The following is a 15,970-nucleotide window of genomic DNA, read 5'->3' on the forward strand; positions in this document are numbered from 1 at the left end:
GGATAAATAAGAAAATCCTTGATTTAGTAGGCTTTTTGATAAAAAAATTGGTGGATAAATTTGTGAGTTGAGAAAATAAAAGAACAGCCTTATTTCAGGCTGTTAATAATTCTATCGTATTCTTCTTGACTTGAAAAGGAGATAATAATCTTTCCAGTATCTTTTTTTGAAAGTTTAATTTCTACACTTAAACCGAGTAGTTTTTTTAATTTATCTTCTTCGTCTTTGATGAAAGAATCATTTTTTAGTTGCTTCTTGTGTTTTTTCTCTGTAAGAAGTGATTCTAGCTTTCTCACAGAGATGTCTTCATTTTTAATTAGTTGGAAGAAATAGTCTTGCTGCTCTTTGTCCAAACCAACTAGTGAACGTGCATGCGCTTGAGAAATTTTTCCATTTTCTACTTCAGTTAAGATATATTCTGGTAGGGAAAGCAAACGAATAAAATTAGTGATATAAGGACGAGATTTCCCCATTTTATCTGCTATCTCAGTGTGAGTAAATCCTTTTTCTACTAAAGATTCGTAGGCGCGTGCTTCTTCAACAGGATTTAAATTTTCTCTCTGCAAATTCTCAATGATAGACTGAATCATCATTTCCTGATCTGAGAGGTGCTTTACAACGGCTGGAATAGAAGTAAGACCAGCTAAGAGAGAAGCCCGATATCGTCTCTCTCCTGCAAGGATTTCATAACCAATTACAGGAGATTGACGAACGATGATTGGTTGGATGAGCCCATTTTCTTTGATTGACTGAGCCAATTCCTTTAATTTTTCTACATCAAATTCTTTTCGAGGTTGGTAAGGATTCTTTTGTATTTCAGAGATAGAAATCATTTCAAATTTTTCCATGATTCTACACTAACATATCTTTTACTTTCTGTAAAGTTTTCTTTACACTGATGTCAATTAAGACTCTAAATCACTAGAATTCTTATCTAGTTTAATTGAGGTTGTTTCCTCCTTACCGTTACGGTAGTAGGTTACTTTGATAGTATCTCCGATAGCATGATTGTAAAGAGCATGTTGTAGGTCTGTTGATGAGGCAATCTCTTTGTCATCAACTTTGGTAATGACATCATATTTTTGAAGATGTCCATTTGCTGGCATATTGTTTTGAACAGATCGAACAACTACACCTGAAGTGAGACCACTTGGAATGTTAAGTTTTCTAAGATCACTAGCTCCAACATTTGATAGATTAACCATTTGAATTCCAAGAGCAGGACGAGTTACTTTACCATCACTTTCAAGCTGTTTAATGATATTTTGTGCATCGTTTGAAGGAATTGCAAAACCAAGACCTTCTACAGATGTTCCACCATTACTTGCAATTTTACTTGATGTAATACCAATTACTTGTCCTTGAATGTTTACAAGTGGACCACCAGAGTTACCAGGGTTAATGGCTGTATCTGTTTGAATGGCTTTTGTTGAAATAGCTTGACCATCTTCAGATTTTAGAGAAACATTTCGATTAAGACTTGAAATAATCCCCTGTGTAACTGTATTAGCATATTCTGAACCTAGAGGACTACCGATAGCAATCGCTGTTTCTCCAACACTAAGTTGACTTGAATCTCCAAATTCTGCGACTGTTGTAACTTTTTCGGAAGAAATTTTAACGACAGCAATATCAGAGAAGGTATCAGATCCGACAATTTCACCAGGAACCTTAGTACCATCTGCTAAGCGGATATCAACTTTTGAAGCTCCATTGATAACGTGAGTATTAGTTACAAGATAGGCATCTTTATCATCCTTTTTATAGATAACACCTGATCCCTCACTTGCGATTTGTTGATTGTCTGAATCAGAATTAGTTTCGTCAGCATTAAATACACTACTTTGTCTACTGCTAGAAGAAGAATAAGTAATGATTGAGACAACAGCATCCTTAACTTTATTTACTGCTTGAGTGGTTGAATTTTCATTCTTATAGGATGTTTGAGTGACAGTGCCAGAATTATTATTTGTAGCTTGATTTCCTTGTTTTTGATAAAGTTGTAATGTTACGAAACTTCCTAAGGCACCACTTAAAAATCCGATTAGAATGATTATTAGAACTTTAACTCCTTTTTTGTAAAATTTTTGTAAGTGTTTCATAAACGCCTCCGTTTGTTATTTATTTACACAGATTATAAACCTATTAACTTAATCCAAACTTAAAAGCTTAAAGTTTTACACAAGTTGTGGATAACTCACTTTATTCTGTGAATTCACTAGTAATTTTTGATGATTTTTTTGTGTATAAGATGTGAAATGAAGTGTGGATATGATAGAATAGAAGAATGAAAATAAAAATTGTAACAGTAGGAAAATTAAAAGAAAAATACCTTAAAGATGGAATTGCTGAATATACAAAACGAATTTCACGTTTTGCCAAATTAGAAATGATTGAGCTCACTGATGAGAAGACACCTGACAAAGCCAGTGAATTAGAAAATCAAAAAATCTTGGAAACAGAAGGTGAAAGAATTCTTTCTAAGATTGGAGAAAGAGACTTTGTCATTGTACTAGCCATTGAAGGAAAAACACTCTCCTCAGAGGAATTGAGTAAGCAACTAGAGCAAGCTTCTATAAAAGGATACTCAACGCTTACTTTTATCATTGGAGGAAGTTTGGGTCTAGCTCCTGTTGTAAAAAATAGGGCCAATCTTTCTGTCAGTTTTGGACGTCTAACATTGCCACATCAGTTAATGAGATTGGTTTTAGTTGAACAAATTTACCGTGCTTTTACAATTCAACAGGGTTCTCCTTACCACAAATAGAAGATTGACTTAGCTCTTGTTTTTTGATAGAATGGTCATGTTAGGTCTCATAGCTCAGCTGGATAGAGCATTCGCCTTCTAAGCGAACGGTCGCAGGTTCGAATCCTGCTGGGATCAATTTTAGATGCGAAGCTGGGATTTATCCCAGCTTTTTTCTTAAAAAAGTGCGTTTCAGGTGCAAAAATGTACAGTTGGGAAGAATTTTTTCTTACAAGGTCTTCATTTTGTATAATAGGTGTGTAAGTTAACTTACAAGAAAAAATAATACAGGAGATTTCATTATGAAAAATACAGTAAAGTTGGAACAATTTAAAGAAGTAACAGAGGCAGAATTGCAGGAGATTCGAGGTGGAGATAAAAGACTACCTTACTTTTTTAAACATCTTTTTTCAAATAGGACAAAGTAGTAATATTATAGGGTGATAGGATGAGTTTATTAGGATTTGGAATAGTTATTCTTCATATTTTTATTTTAACAATAAGCTATGAATTAATTTGTAAAGTAACTAAAAAAGAAAGATATTTATTTATAGCTTGTATATTTGTATATCAGTCTGTAGCTGAATTTTTCTTTGACTTTATTTCATTAGCTGGGTTAGGGATTGAAAAGTTTATATTTCCTTTTATTCTATATACTTCTATAGTAGTTTTAAAGAAGTATGATAAGCATAAAGGAATGTTTATCAGTTTACTATTGTCTTTATTATATCATAGTACACATACTTTTTTATCAGTAACCCTATCCTCTATAACAGGTGATGCTTTTGTGATAGAACATGAAGTGATGTTTTATTTAGGAGTACTATTACTAACATATTTTATTATTAAAAAAATTATTACTTATTTCCATTTAGAACTTACTTATTTTGATAAAGATTATCTGTACCCTTTTTTAAAAAAAGTAATAGTTGCTTTCTTTGGTTTGCATATTTTATTGTTTATTTCAGATATAGTAAGTACAACTCATCATTTAAATAGCTTCGGAAGTATTTTATCAACCATTGTTTTTATTTGCTTGTTATTGATTTTCTTTGCAATGAATTCTCACAAGGTTCAAATTGAAAAAGAGATTGCTCTAAAACAAAAGAAATTTGAACAAAAGCATTTACAGACTTATACTGATGAAATTGTGGAGTTGTATAATGAAATTCGAGGTTTTCGTCATGACTATGCAGGGATGCTTGTTAGCATGCAAATGGCGATTGACAGTGGAGATTTACAAGAAATTAACAGGGTTTACAATGAAGTCTTAGTAAAAGCAAATCAGAAATTGAGGTCAGAAAAATATACTTACTTTGATTTAAATAATATAGAAGATTCTGCTTTACGAAGTTTAATTGCTCAATCGATTGTCTATGCACGAAAAAATGATGTAGAGTTTACATTGGAAGTAAAGGATATCATTACTAGACTGTCAATAGATTTACTTGATCTTGTTCGTATCATGAGCATTTTATTAAACAATGCTGTTGAAGGTGCTGCAGATAGTTATTTGAAACAAATGGAAGTTGCAGTCATTAAAATGGATTTTGAAACAGTTATAGTTATCCAGAATTCATGCAAAATCACTATGACGCCTTCAGAGGATTTATTTGCCTTAGGTTTCTCTACCAAGGGAAGAAATAGAGGTCTAGGACTTAATAATGTCAAGGAGATTTTAGATAAGTATGACAACATTATTTTAGAAACAGAGATGGAAGACAACACATTTAGACAAATTATTAGATTTAAGAGGGAATTCGAATGAAAGTATTAATTTTAGAAGATGTTATTGAACATCAAGTGAGACTAGAGAGAATATTGAATGAAATCTCAGAAGAATCGAATATTCCTATTTCATATAAGACAACAGGAAAAGTTCGTGAGTTTAAGGAATATATCGAAAATGATGAAGTAAACCAGCTTTATTTCCTAGATATCGATATTCATGGAATCGAGAAAAAAGGCTTTGAAGTGGCTCAATTTATCCGTCATCACAATCCTTATGCTATTATTGTCTTTATTACTAGTCGATCTGAATTTGCTACCTTAACGTACAAATACCAGGTATCAGCCCTAGATTTTGTTGATAAAGATATTAATGATGAATTGTTCAAAAAACGCATCGAGCAGAGTATTTTTTACACTAAGAGCATGCTGCTTGAAAACGAAGATGTTGTAGACTATTTTGATTACAACTATAAAGGAAATGATTTGAAAATTCCTTACCATGACATTTTGTATATCGAAACTACAGGAGTTTCTCATAAACTTCGGATTATTGGTAAGAATTTTGCAAAAGAATTCTATGGAACTATGACAGATATTCAGGAAAAGGACAAACATACCCAGCGATTTTATTGCTCCCATAAATCTTTCCTTGTCAATGTGGGAAATGTGAGAGAAATTGATCGAAAGAATTTAGAAGTTGTCTTTTATGAAGATCATCGTTGTCCAATTACTCGTTTAAAAGTCCGCAAACTAAAAGATATTCTAGAGAAAAAATCTAAAAAGTGATTGACAATTAGTAAGAAATTGATATAATGGTTATATCTGCTACAGATAGATGGTCCGTTGGTCAAGGGGTTAAGACACCGCCTTTTCACGGCGGTAACACGGGTTCGAATCCCGTACGGACTATTTTATCCGCCATAGCTCAGTTGGTAGTAGCGCATGACTGTTAATCATGATGTCGTAGGTTCGAGTCCTACTGGCGGAGTCAGATAAAAAGAACACCATTGGTGTTCTTTTTTTAGTTGACATCACCTAACATTTTCATAAGGAAGTCTGTCATTTCTTGCGGACTTTCTTTTTTTCCACGAGCAATCCAAGTCTGGCAAACACCAAATAGGGCATTTGTTAGATAAATACTACTGTATTCTAATTCAATTGGAGTGAGTTGTAGTTTCATAAAGCGTTTCTGAAGGTCGGTGCTAAGCATAATGTGAAGCTTATTTCTCAAGAAATTCTGGATTTCTTTTGTCCCATTTTCAGATAAGAGTGCAGCCAAGAGTGGCTCAGACTCTAAATATTCAAATACTTCTAAAATAGCATCTCTTTTGTGATGAGCATGTTTTTGGAAAATATACTCAAAGGTATGAAATAGCTTACTTTGGTAGAGTTCAATCATATCATACTTATCCTTGTAGTGAGTGTAAAAGCTGGAACGACTAATTCCGGCTTTTTCTGCTAACTTGACAGTAGAAATTTGATCAAAGGGCTGGTCCATCAATAATTGAACCATGGCATTTTCGATAATTCGTTTTGTTTTTAAACGTTTGTTACTTTCTTTCATAATTTCTCCTCGTACACAAAAATAGACTATATGTCTAAAAAAGTATTTTTTATCTTGTAATTTAGATTTTTTAATGTATAATCTATTATATCAAAAATTTAGACAATATGTGTAAAAAAGGAGGAAACATGTTTAAAGAATGGAAAGCAATATTTAAAAAACCGACCTTTATCATTGTAATGATAGGGATTTCTCTCATTCCAGCTTTATACAACATTATATTTTTATCGTCCATGTGGGATCCATATGGTCAAGTATCGGAGTTACCTGTGGCAGTTGTCAATAAAGATAAGGAAGCTTCTTATAATGGACAGACAATGACAATTGGTGATGACATGGTGTCTAATTTAAAAGAAAATAAGGCTTTAGATTTTCACTTTGTTAATGAAGAGGAAGGGGAAAAAGGACTAGAAGATGGTGACTACTACATGGTAGTGACTTTACCAAGTGATCTATCTGAAAAAGCTACTTCTATCCTAACGAATCATCCTGAACAGATGCAGATTGATTATCAGACGTCAAGTGGGCATAGCTTTATTGCAAGTAAGATGAGTGATTCTGCAATGACACAATTAAAACAAACCGTCTCTACTAATGTTACTGAAACGTACACTAAGGCTTTATTTCAAAAAATGAATGATTTGAAGTCTGGAATAAATAAGGCAGCTGAAGGAAGTGAACAATTAGCTAATGGAGCCGATCAGTTGGTGACGGGAAGTCAAACATTGACAACAAATCTTAATACTCTAGCTAACTCAAGTGTAACTTTTTCAAATGGAGCGGATCAATTTACAAAAGGCTTATCTAGCTATGTGTCTGCTATAGAGCAATTACATATTGGTTTAGGAACTTTTAATAGTGGTTTACAAAGTTATACAAATGCTGTCTCACAAGTTGACACTGGACTTGGTCAATTAGCTTCAAAAACTCCTGAGTTGGTGACAGGTGTAAATCAGCTAAATACAGGTATAAAGTCTTATACAGGTGGCGTTTCACAACTGGATACAGGTCTCAATCAATTTTCAGTTGGTGTAAATGCTTATACAAATAGTGTGAAAGAACTTTCTAACGGAACAAGTCAATTATCCAATCAATCAGATACACTAAGAGATGGAATGGAGCAATTAAATACTGGTATTAAAGAAATTTCAAGCCAATTAGAGTCCTCATCTCAACAAAATGAAGAAATAGCGCAATTGGCAACAAGCTTAGGAGAACTAAATAAAACACTACAAGCTCTTACAATATCAGATAATACTCAACTGAAAAGTACATTGTCAGAAGCTTTGCCAAATCTAACAACTCTTGCTCAGGATATTGTGACCAAAAGTCAGACAGAACAAGAGAAAACTCTTGCAAACCTTCAATCAACAGCTACTTATCAATCTCTTACAGAGGAACAAAAGAAAGAACTGACAGAAGCTATTTCTAAAAATTCTAATTCTACTATTGAGTCGGCAAAAACAATTTTAATGACAGTAGGAGGATTAAAAGAAAGTATAGAGAATTCAGAACAACAAGTATCTAATCTATCTGATGTGCAGACGAAAGCAAATCAACTCTTACCTGCAGCATCTAGCTCCTTGACAACATTGTCAAATGGATTTACAACATTACAAACTTCTGTAAATAATCAGTTAGTTCCTGGAAGTCAGTCAATTGAAAAAGGTGTTGTAAACTATACTAAAGGACTGGATACTATTTCTATTGGTGCTAATCAACTAAGTGAAAAGAATACAAGTTTAACAACTAGTCTAGATAAATTAGTTTCTGGATTAAGTAAGTTGACAGAAAATACATCAACCTTGACAGCTGGAGTAGATGCGTTAGCTGGAAAAGCTCCAGAATTAGTATCAGGTATAGAAAGTTTGTCATCTGGTTCTGCTCAATTGAACAATAAGAGCCCAGAGCTGATAGCAGGTCTTACTACATTACAATTTGGCTCTGGTCAATTAACAGATAAATCAACACAGTTACTTTCTGCAGCATCTCAACTAGGAAGTGGCGCTATGAAGATTGCAGATGGTGCTGGAAAACTAGCAGATGGTGGAACAACCTTAACCTCTAGTCTTGAAAATTTACAGACAGGAGTTGATTCATTAGGACAAGGATTAGGCAATGCTAATAATCAACTTAAATCAGCTTCGACAGAATCTAAAAATGCAGAAACATTATCTGAACCTCTAGTTCTCTCAAAAACAGACAATGACCAAGTCCCTGTAAATGGGATTGCTATGGCTCCTTATATGATATCAGTTGCTCTTTTTGTTGCTGCTATATCTACCAATATGATTTTTGCTAAGTTGCCTTCTGGACGTCATCCAGAGAGTCGTTGGGCTTGGTTGAAGTCTCGCTCTGAAATAAATGGGATTATAGCTGTCTTAGCAGGTGTTTTAGTTTATGGAGGTGTCCATCTTATTGGATTGACTGCGAACCATGAGATGAGGACCTTGATTCTAATTATAATCACAAGTTTAGCTTTCATGTCTATGGTGACAGCTTTAACAACTTGGAATAGCCGTATTGGAGCTTTCTTCTCTCTTATTTTACTTTTATTACAGTTAGCATCAAGTGCAGGGACCTATCCCCTTGCTTTGACAAATGATTTCTTCAAAGGTGTCAATCCTTGGTTACCAATGAGTTATTCTGTATCAGGCTTACGACAAACAATCTCTATGACAGGAAATATTCATCACCAAGTGATTTTCCTTATTATAACACTAGCTTTCTTTACTGCTTTAGGTATGCTAGCTTATCAACCTAAGAAAATGGAAGAAGATTAAAAAGATTGACCAATTCCTTGGTCAATCTTTTTCTGTCTTAGATAAATTTCGTCTGTGATTATAGATCCCAAAAAGAAGAAGGGCAGTTAGTGAGCAGGCTGCTCCAATAACAAAACCATTGGGGATAAAGGAAAGTGTAATGGTGCCTTTTCCTTTTGGAACATCAACTTTCATAAAACCAGTCTGAGCCTGCTTGATTTCAAGTTTTTTCCCATCTTGGTATGCAGACCAACCTTTGTCATAAGGAATAGTGAAGAAAATAGAGGTATCTTGTTTTACTTCATATGTAGCAAAGACTTTATTTTTAGAGGTGGATACTTCTACAGGTTGTTCTTTAATTTTTTGGATTGCTTCAGTAAGAGCCTGAGTATCTAAACGATAGAAGGTCGGTGATTCAAATGATACTTGAGAATTTCCAGGAAAACTAATACTGATATTGAAAGTTTTTTGTTCTTCAGTATAACCTAAATTAAAGAAATTAAATGCATTGTCAGTTGTAAAAGTCTTTTTTTCACCGTTGACAATGATGTCAACTTTCTTTTGTTTATCATTCGTAAAATGAAGATTTGAAAAAGAGAGATAGACTTGACTATTTTGAGGAACCTCAATTTGATAATCAATCTTTGCATCTTCATTCGCAGAACCTGTGATGCTCGTTAAACCATCTGAATTATCTGTTTTATCATATGCTATTTGGGAGAAGTAATCTAAGTTGAGATTAGCAAGCTGGTTTATAAATAAAGCCTGATTATCTAGAGTGTGATTGTTAAAGTTTACATCTGTGTAAATAGATTGAGTGGCAAAGGCAATGGGTAAAGAGAGTTGATTTTTATATAAGGTTAAATGATCCTTTTGATAAATCTCTTGAAAGCCATACTTATCAAGTGAAGTTTCAGAAATATTGTACTGGATTCCAAATAAACTGTCTGCTAAAAGACTGTTATTTACATAACGGAGATTGAGGTTGGTTCCAGAGGATTTGAATCCCAGTTTATCCAAACTAGTGCTAGCTGAGCGATTTCGTACAGACGAAAATTGAGAGATTCCATTGTAGTTAAATTTCATACTGTCATTTCCAGTCTGAATTTGCAGTTTTTCAGTACGTGTAAATGGATTGTCAATTTGGTTTAGAATGGATTCCATAGCGGTGATATCTCTATTATAGGCGCTACGAGAAGCAAAGGCCCATTCTTTAGCTATTCCTTCCATTTGAGATGAAGCATTTAAGCTTATCTCAACTGTTATAAATAAAGACAAAAGAATTGCAAATAGATTTATAGAGATAAATTTTCTAATGACTGCAAGAAGTAAAAGAGCATAAACTAGTAGAAATTCAAGAGTGAGCAGGATATTCAAATCAGTTAAAAAAGAATAGTGTGATTTAAAATAGACAGTAGCCAAAAATCCTGTTAGTACAAGAAAAAGTGAGACAAATAGATTCCATAGCTTCAGTTCTTTCAGACGATTTAATACTTCTGCTGCAGTATAAATTAACAGAGTGGAAAAAATCCAAGCATAGCGATGCAAAAACATATTTGGGGTATGCATCCCCTGCCAAAATAAATCAAGTGCTTCTATGTAAAAGCTTGTTATTAAAAAAGTAAAGAAAATTGCATAGGTAAGTTTCACGTGAAACTTTATGGATTTTATTGTGAAAAATAGAATGGTCAAAATAAAAGGAAGCAATCCAACAAAAATCATTGGTATAGATCCATATTTAGTTGTATCAAAAGATCCAATGAATTGTTTTGCAAAAATATCCAAATACCAGCTACTATCTGTCTTTAATTTTGTGATGGCAGTCAACTTCTCTCCATGAGTTTGTAAATCAAACAGTGTAGGAAGAGTCATAATCAAACTAGCCATTCCAGCTAAAAAGGAGGTAACAACAAAATCAAGAAAAGATGATTTTCGAGTTTTAAAGTCCCAAGAAATTTGGCAGAGATACCAGAAAATAAGAAACAATACTGTCATATACCCAAAATAATAATTTTGAATAAATAAGATTGACAAACTTGTAAAGTATAGTAGGCGCTTCTTTTGTGTTATAAGTAGGTATAAACCAGTTATAATTAAAGGAATCAAGATAAAAACATCTAACCAGGTTTTTATCTCTAACTGACTAACGGTAAAGCTCATTAGAGCATAGGAAGTAGATAAGGCAAGTTTTAAAAATTTTGGGATATCTTTAAATAATCTAGTCAAACTAAAGAAGGTTGACAGACCAATCAATCCAAATTTTAAGAGAGTGGTCAGATAGACAGCATCTGGCATATTCGACAGATTAAAAAAGTAAACCAGAGGTGAGAGAAAACTACCCAAGTAATAACTAGATAGAGCATAGAAATTCAGTCCGAGGCCACTTGTAAAGGTGTAAAACAAACTACCATTTCCATGTAAAATATTTCGTAAAGCCACATCAAAAATAACGTATTGATGGAAACCGTCTCCTAATAGTGGAGATGCATCGCTATTCCAGTAGATACCTTGAGTTAGGTATACTCCAGTCATAATTACTAAAGGAATGATGAAAGAAACAAAATAGGTCCAATATGTTTTAAAAAATGATTTCATGTTACCTCGTAGAATGATAGAAAACTCAGTTGGTTACCCCAACTGAGTTTTGAAGTCTAATTTAATCTTTCCAAAGTTCTTTAACTTTTGCTTGTACTTCTGCATTTTCTAGGAATTCATCGTAGGTTTCATCAATACGATCAATGACGCCATTCTTAGACAAAACAATGATATGGTTTGCCAAAGTTTGGATAAACTCGTGGTCATGACTGGCAAAGATGATTGATTCTTTAAAGTTTTTCAATCCATCGTTCAAGCTTGAGATAGATTCCAAGTCCAAGTGATTTGTTGGATCATCAAGTACAAGGACATTTGATTTCAAGAGCATGAGTTTTGAAAGCATGACACGTACTTTTTCTCCCCCTGACAAGACGTTTACAGTTTTGTTAACCTCATCTCCAGAAAAGAGCATACGACCAAGGAAACCACGTAGGAAGGTATTGTCATCTTCTTCTTTACTTGCAAATTGACGCAGCCAGTCAAGGATTGACTCTCCTCCTGCAAAATCAGCCGAGTTGTCTTTTGGCAAGTAAGAACGGCTAGTAGTAACTCCCCACTTGACAGTTCCTTCATAGTCGATGTCACCCATAATTGCACGAATTAATGCAGTCGTTTGGATGTCATTTTGTCCAATAAGAGCTGTCTTATCACCTGGACGCAAGATGAAACTAATATTGTCTAGGATAGTTTCGCCATCAATCTTTACAGTTAGATTTTCTACTGTCAAGAGATCATTACCAATCTCACGTTCTGCTTTAAAGTTGATAAATGGGTATTTACGACTAGAAGGAACAATCTCTTCTAATTCAATCTTGTCAAGCATTTTTTTACGAGACGTTGCTTGTCTTGACTTAGAAGCGTTGGCAGAGAAGCGAGCAACGAATTCTTGCAATTGCTTAATTTTTTCTTCTGCCTTGGCATTACGGTCTGCTAGCAATTTAGCAGCAAGCTCAGAAGATTCCTTCCAAAAGTCGTAGTTTCCGACATAGAGTTTGATTTTTCCAAAGTCAAGGTCGGCCATATGAGTACATACTTTGTTTAAGAAGTGACGGTCATGGGATACAACGATAACGGTGTTATCAAAGTCAATCAAGAAGTCTTCTAGCCAAGTAATCGATTGGATATCTAAACCATTGGTTGGCTCGTCCAAAAGAAGAACATCAGGTTTACCAAATAAGGCTTTAGCAAGGAGAACCTTCACTTTTTCACCATTAGACAATTCGCTCATGTTTTGATAGTGCAATTCTTCTGGAATGTTTAGGTTTTGAAGTAATTGAGATGCTTCACTTTCTGATTCCCAACCTCCAAGTTCAGCAAATTCACCTTCAAGTTCAGCTGCACGAACACCATCTTCATCGGAAAAATCTTCCTTCATGTAAATGGCATCTTTTTCTTTCATGATGTTGTAAAGTTTTTCATTTCCCATAATGACGACATCAATAACTCGCTCATCTTCATAGTCAAAATGATTTTGACGGAGAACAGAGAGACGTTCATCTGGACCAAGAGAGATGTGACCAGTTGTTGGCTCGATATCACCAGCTAAGATTTTTAAGAATGTAGACTTCCCAGCACCATTAGCACCAATTAATCCGTATGTATTTCCTTCTGTAAATTTGATATTGACATCATCAAAAAGTTTGCGATCACTAAAACGTAGTGAAACATCAGATACTGTAAGCAATGTTTTTCTCCTATAATATGTAATATATTTATTCTACTAGAAAAGAGAGAAATATTCAAATTTTTGTTTGTCAATTTTGTGTCAATTAAGTTTACAGGTTTATTTACAATGAGTTAGTTGTTTGATTTTAATAATTTTCTGTTATTTTAACAAAAAAATGCTATAATTGAAGAGACCATTTCGAAGGAGAAAAAAATGACAAAACCCATTATTTTAACAGGAGATCGCCCAACAGGAAAACTGCATATTGGACATTATGTTGGGAGCCTTAGAAACAGAGTATTACTTCAGGAAGAAGACAAGTATGAGATGTTTGTTTTTTTGGCGGACCAACAAGCATTGACAGATCACGCCAAAGATCCTCAAACGATTGTAGAATCGATTGGGAATGTTGCCTTAGATTACCTAGCAGTTGGATTAGATCCAAGTAAGTCAACTATCTTTATTCAAAGCCAAATCCCAGAGTTGGCTGAACTATCTATGTACTATATGAATTTGGTGTCACTAGCTCGTTTGGAACGAAATCCGACAGTAAAAACAGAGATTGCTCAAAAAGGGTTTGGAGAAAGTATTCCGACAGGATTTTTGGTTTATCCGATTGCGCAAGCAGCAGATATTACTGCCTTCAAGGCTAATTATGTTCCTGTTGGGACAGATCAGAAACCAATGATTGAGCAGACTCGCGAGATTGTTCGTTCTTTTAACAACGCATATAACTGTGATGTCTTGGTGGAACCGGAAGGTATTTATCCAGAAAATGAGAGAGCAGGACGTTTGCCTGGTTTAGATGGAAATGCTAAAATGTCTAAATCCCTTAATAATGGTATTTATCTAGCTGATGATGCGGATACGTTGCGTAAAAAAGTCATGAGCATGTATACTGATCCAGACCATATTCGGGTTGAGGATCCAGGTAAGATTGAAGGAAATATGGTTTTCCATTATCTAGATGTGTTTGGTCGTCCAGAAGATGCTCAAGACATTGCAGATATGAAAGAACATTATCAACGTGGTGGTCTTGGTGATGTGAAGACGAAACGTTATCTACTTGAAATATTAGAACGGGAACTTGGCCCTATTCGTGAGCGCCGTATCGAATTTGCTAAGGATATGGGAGAAGTGTACAATATGCTTCAAAAAGGTAGTGAGAAAGCGCGTGAGGTTGCGGGGCAAACTCTATCTGAAGTTAAGGGAGCAATGGGACTAAATTATTTTAAATAATAGATAAAATATGAATCGTAAAACTATCTCTTCCATAGGATCACAGGGATAGTTTTTTTATGATTTCTACCATAAATATAATTGACAAATTTTCATAGAATGGTATGATAGATACAATACAAAAAGAGTCAAGCTCAAAAAGAAAGAAAAGAGGAAACTTCAATGTCTAATTGGGATACTAAATTTTTAAAAAAAGGTTTTACCTTTGATGATGTATTGCTAATTCCAGCAGAAAGTCATGTGTTGCCTAATGATGCAGATTTAACAACAAAATTGGCAGATAATCTGACTTTAAATATCCCAATTATAACAGCCGCCATGGATACAGTCACAGAAAGTCAAATGGCTATTGCTATTGCTCGTGCGGGTGGTCTTGGAGTAATCCATAAAAATATGTCTATTGCGCAACAGGCAGATGAAGTTCGTAAGGTAAAACGTTCTGAAAATGGTGTTATTATTGATCCATTCTTCTTGACTCCAGAACACACGATTGCTGAAGCAGATGAACTGATGGGACGTTACCGTATCAGTGGTGTTCCAGTTGTGGAGACACTTGAAAATCGTAAATTGGTTGGTATTCTAACAAACCGAGATCTTCGCTTTATTTCAGATTACAATCAACCAATCTCAAACCATATGACCAGTGAAAATCTTGTCACTGCCCCTGTTGGTACAGATCTTGCAACAGCTGAACATATTCTTCAAGAACACCGTATTGAAAAACTTCCTTTGGTTGACGAAGAAGGCCGTCTTTCTGGCTTGATTACTATTAAGGATATTGAAAAAGTTATTGAGTTTCCAAATGCTGCCAAAGATGAATTTGGTCGTCTTCTAGTTGCTGGTGCGGTGGGTGTCACTTCAGATACATTTGAACGTGCAGAGGCTCTCTTTGAAGCAGGGGCTGACGCAATTGTTATTGATACTGCACATGGTCACTCTGCTGGGGTTCTACGTAAAATTGCTGAAATTCGTGCTCACTTCCCAGATCGCACTTTGATTGCTGGTAATATTGCAACTGCAGAAGGTGCGCGTGCTCTTTATGATGCGGGTGTGGATGTTGTCAAAGTAGGGATTGGACCAGGTTCTATCTGTACTACTCGTGTGATTGCAGGTGTGGGTGTCCCACAAGTGACAGCAATTTATGATGCGGCAGCAGTTGCGCGCGAATATGGTAAAACAATCATTGCTGATGGTGGAATCAAGTACTCTGGAGATATTGTAAAAGCCCTTGCTGCAGGTGGAAATGCAGTTATGCTTGGTTCAATGTTTGCTGGAACAGATGAAGCACCAGGTGAAACGGAAATCTTCCAAGGACGTAAGTTTAAGACTTACCGTGGTATGGGATCAATCGCTGCAATGAAGAAAGGTTCAAGTGACCGTTACTTCCAAGGTGCGGTCAATGAAGCAAACAAACTCGTTCCAGAAGGAATTGAAGGTCGTGTTGCCTATAAAGGCGCAGCAGCTGATATTGTCTTCCAAATGCTTGGTGGTATTCGCTCTGGTATGGGTTACTGTGGTGCAGCTAACCTTAAAGAACTACATGATAATGCACAATTTATTGAAATGTCTGGGGCTGGTCTAAAAGAAAGCCATCCTCATGATGTACAAATTACTAATGAAGCACCAAACTACTCCATGTAAGAAGTAAAAAAGAACTCCTGAAATCC

Annotated in this window: 12 protein-coding genes and 3 tRNA genes; 10 read left to right on the forward strand and 5 right to left on the reverse strand. The window is 34.9% G+C overall.

What is annotated here, in order from left to right:
- Positions 1-89: 89 nt before the first annotated feature.
- Positions 90-848, reverse strand: a complete 759-nt coding sequence (locus HMPREF2991_RS04930; RefSeq protein ID WP_000410363.1) for a ParB/RepB/Spo0J family partition protein — start codon at positions 846-848, stop codon at positions 90-92.
- 57 nt (positions 849-905) lie between these two features.
- Positions 906-2,102: a serine protease HtrA gene (locus tag HMPREF2991_RS04935; RefSeq protein ID WP_070569607.1), complete on the reverse strand. Its 1,197-nt coding sequence runs from the start codon at positions 2,100-2,102 to the stop codon at positions 906-908.
- A gap of 185 nt (positions 2,103-2,287) precedes the next feature.
- Here HMPREF2991_RS04935 and rlmH point away from each other — a divergent pair, with 185 nt between their 5' ends.
- The 7 genes from rlmH to HMPREF2991_RS04970 all read left to right on the forward strand — a co-directional run bounded on the left by rlmH (position 2,288) and on the right by HMPREF2991_RS04970 (position 5,465).
- Positions 2,288-2,767: a 23S rRNA (pseudouridine(1915)-N(3))-methyltransferase RlmH gene (gene rlmH, locus HMPREF2991_RS04940; RefSeq protein ID WP_070569604.1), complete on the forward strand. Its 480-nt coding sequence runs from the start codon at positions 2,288-2,290 to the stop codon at positions 2,765-2,767.
- Positions 2,768-2,810: 43 nt separating this feature from the next.
- Positions 2,811-2,884: transfer RNA gene (locus tag HMPREF2991_RS04945), tRNA-Arg, on the forward strand.
- Positions 2,885-3,048: 164 nt separating this feature from the next.
- On the forward strand, positions 3,049-3,174 hold the full coding sequence (gene comC, locus HMPREF2991_RS04950; protein WP_008282505.1) for a competence-stimulating peptide ComC: 126 nt from the start codon (positions 3,049-3,051) through the stop codon (positions 3,172-3,174).
- 20 nt (positions 3,175-3,194) lie between these two features.
- Positions 3,195-4,514, forward strand: coding sequence for a competence system sensor histidine kinase ComD (comD, locus tag HMPREF2991_RS04955; protein WP_000054555.1), 1,320 nt, complete (start codon positions 3,195-3,197; stop codon positions 4,512-4,514).
- The gene (gene comE, locus HMPREF2991_RS04960) at positions 4,511-5,263 is read left to right on the forward strand and encodes a competence system response regulator transcription factor ComE (RefSeq protein ID WP_000866079.1); all 753 of its coding nucleotides are present in this window, start codon (positions 4,511-4,513) and stop codon (positions 5,261-5,263) included. Before comD ends, comE begins: the two co-directional genes overlap by 4 nt.
- Before the next feature lie 51 nt (positions 5,264-5,314).
- Positions 5,315-5,386 (forward strand) — tRNA-Glu (locus HMPREF2991_RS04965).
- A 5-nt stretch (positions 5,387-5,391) separates the two neighbouring features.
- Positions 5,392-5,465: transfer RNA gene (locus HMPREF2991_RS04970), tRNA-Asn, on the forward strand.
- Positions 5,466-5,498: 33 nt separating this feature from the next.
- Here HMPREF2991_RS04970 and HMPREF2991_RS04975 read toward each other — a convergent pair.
- Positions 5,499-6,041: a TetR/AcrR family transcriptional regulator gene (locus HMPREF2991_RS04975; RefSeq protein WP_070569601.1), complete on the reverse strand. Its 543-nt coding sequence runs from the start codon at positions 6,039-6,041 to the stop codon at positions 5,499-5,501.
- A 128-nt stretch (positions 6,042-6,169) separates the two neighbouring features.
- On the opposite strand from HMPREF2991_RS04975, the gene HMPREF2991_RS04980 reads away from it, so the two are divergent.
- On the forward strand, positions 6,170-8,824 hold the full coding sequence (locus tag HMPREF2991_RS04980; RefSeq protein WP_070569599.1) for a YhgE/Pip domain-containing protein: 2,655 nt from the start codon (positions 6,170-6,172) through the stop codon (positions 8,822-8,824).
- Between the two features lie 21 nt (positions 8,825-8,845).
- On the opposite strand, the gene HMPREF2991_RS04985 is transcribed toward HMPREF2991_RS04980, so the two are convergent.
- Positions 8,846-11,398: a YfhO family protein gene (locus HMPREF2991_RS04985; RefSeq protein ID WP_070569597.1), complete on the reverse strand. Its 2,553-nt coding sequence runs from the start codon at positions 11,396-11,398 to the stop codon at positions 8,846-8,848.
- Between the two features lie 61 nt (positions 11,399-11,459).
- Complete coding sequence (locus HMPREF2991_RS04990; RefSeq protein WP_000958796.1) at positions 11,460-13,082, reverse strand: ATP-binding cassette domain-containing protein; 1,623 nt, start codon at positions 13,080-13,082, stop codon at positions 11,460-11,462.
- A 195-nt stretch (positions 13,083-13,277) separates the two neighbouring features.
- Between HMPREF2991_RS04990 and trpS the strand changes: the two genes are divergently transcribed.
- Positions 13,278-14,303 carry a tryptophan--tRNA ligase gene (gene trpS, locus HMPREF2991_RS04995; protein WP_000165481.1) on the forward strand — a complete coding sequence of 342 codons (1,026 nt, stop codon included), beginning with the start codon at positions 13,278-13,280 and terminating at the stop codon, positions 14,301-14,303.
- A 162-nt stretch (positions 14,304-14,465) separates the two neighbouring features.
- Positions 14,466-15,944, forward strand: a complete 1,479-nt coding sequence (gene guaB / locus HMPREF2991_RS05000) for an IMP dehydrogenase (protein ID WP_000073405.1) — start codon at positions 14,466-14,468, stop codon at positions 15,942-15,944.
- Positions 15,945-15,970: the final 26 nt, after the last annotated feature.

Origin of the sequence: Streptococcus sp. HMSC072D07, assembly GCF_001814835.1 — a bacterium.
Classification (GTDB): domain Bacteria; phylum Bacillota; class Bacilli; order Lactobacillales; family Streptococcaceae; genus Streptococcus.

What these genes read in the sequence shown, in the direction of transcription:
- HMPREF2991_RS04930 (WP_000410363.1), bottom strand. Translation starts at nt 848, where the DNA reads ATGGAAAAATTTGAAATGATTTCTATCTCTGAAATACAAAAGAATCCT.
- HMPREF2991_RS04935 (WP_070569607.1), bottom strand. Translation starts at nt 2,102, where the DNA reads ATGAAACACTTACAAAAATTTTACAAAAAAGGAGTTAAAGTTCTAATA.
- rlmH (WP_070569604.1), top strand. Translation starts at nt 2,288, where the DNA reads ATGAAAATAAAAATTGTAACAGTAGGAAAATTAAAAGAAAAATACCTT.
- comC (WP_008282505.1), top strand. Translation starts at nt 3,049, where the DNA reads ATGAAAAATACAGTAAAGTTGGAACAATTTAAAGAAGTAACAGAGGCA.
- comD (WP_000054555.1), top strand. Translation starts at nt 3,195, where the DNA reads ATGAGTTTATTAGGATTTGGAATAGTTATTCTTCATATTTTTATTTTA.
- comE (WP_000866079.1), top strand. Translation starts at nt 4,511, where the DNA reads ATGAAAGTATTAATTTTAGAAGATGTTATTGAACATCAAGTGAGACTA.
- HMPREF2991_RS04975 (WP_070569601.1), bottom strand. Translation starts at nt 6,041, where the DNA reads ATGAAAGAAAGTAACAAACGTTTAAAAACAAAACGAATTATCGAAAAT.
- HMPREF2991_RS04980 (WP_070569599.1), top strand. Translation starts at nt 6,170, where the DNA reads ATGTTTAAAGAATGGAAAGCAATATTTAAAAAACCGACCTTTATCATT.
- HMPREF2991_RS04985 (WP_070569597.1), bottom strand. Translation starts at nt 11,398, where the DNA reads ATGAAATCATTTTTTAAAACATATTGGACCTATTTTGTTTCTTTCATC.
- trpS (WP_000165481.1), top strand. Translation starts at nt 13,278, where the DNA reads ATGACAAAACCCATTATTTTAACAGGAGATCGCCCAACAGGAAAACTG.
- guaB (WP_000073405.1), top strand. Translation starts at nt 14,466, where the DNA reads ATGTCTAATTGGGATACTAAATTTTTAAAAAAAGGTTTTACCTTTGAT.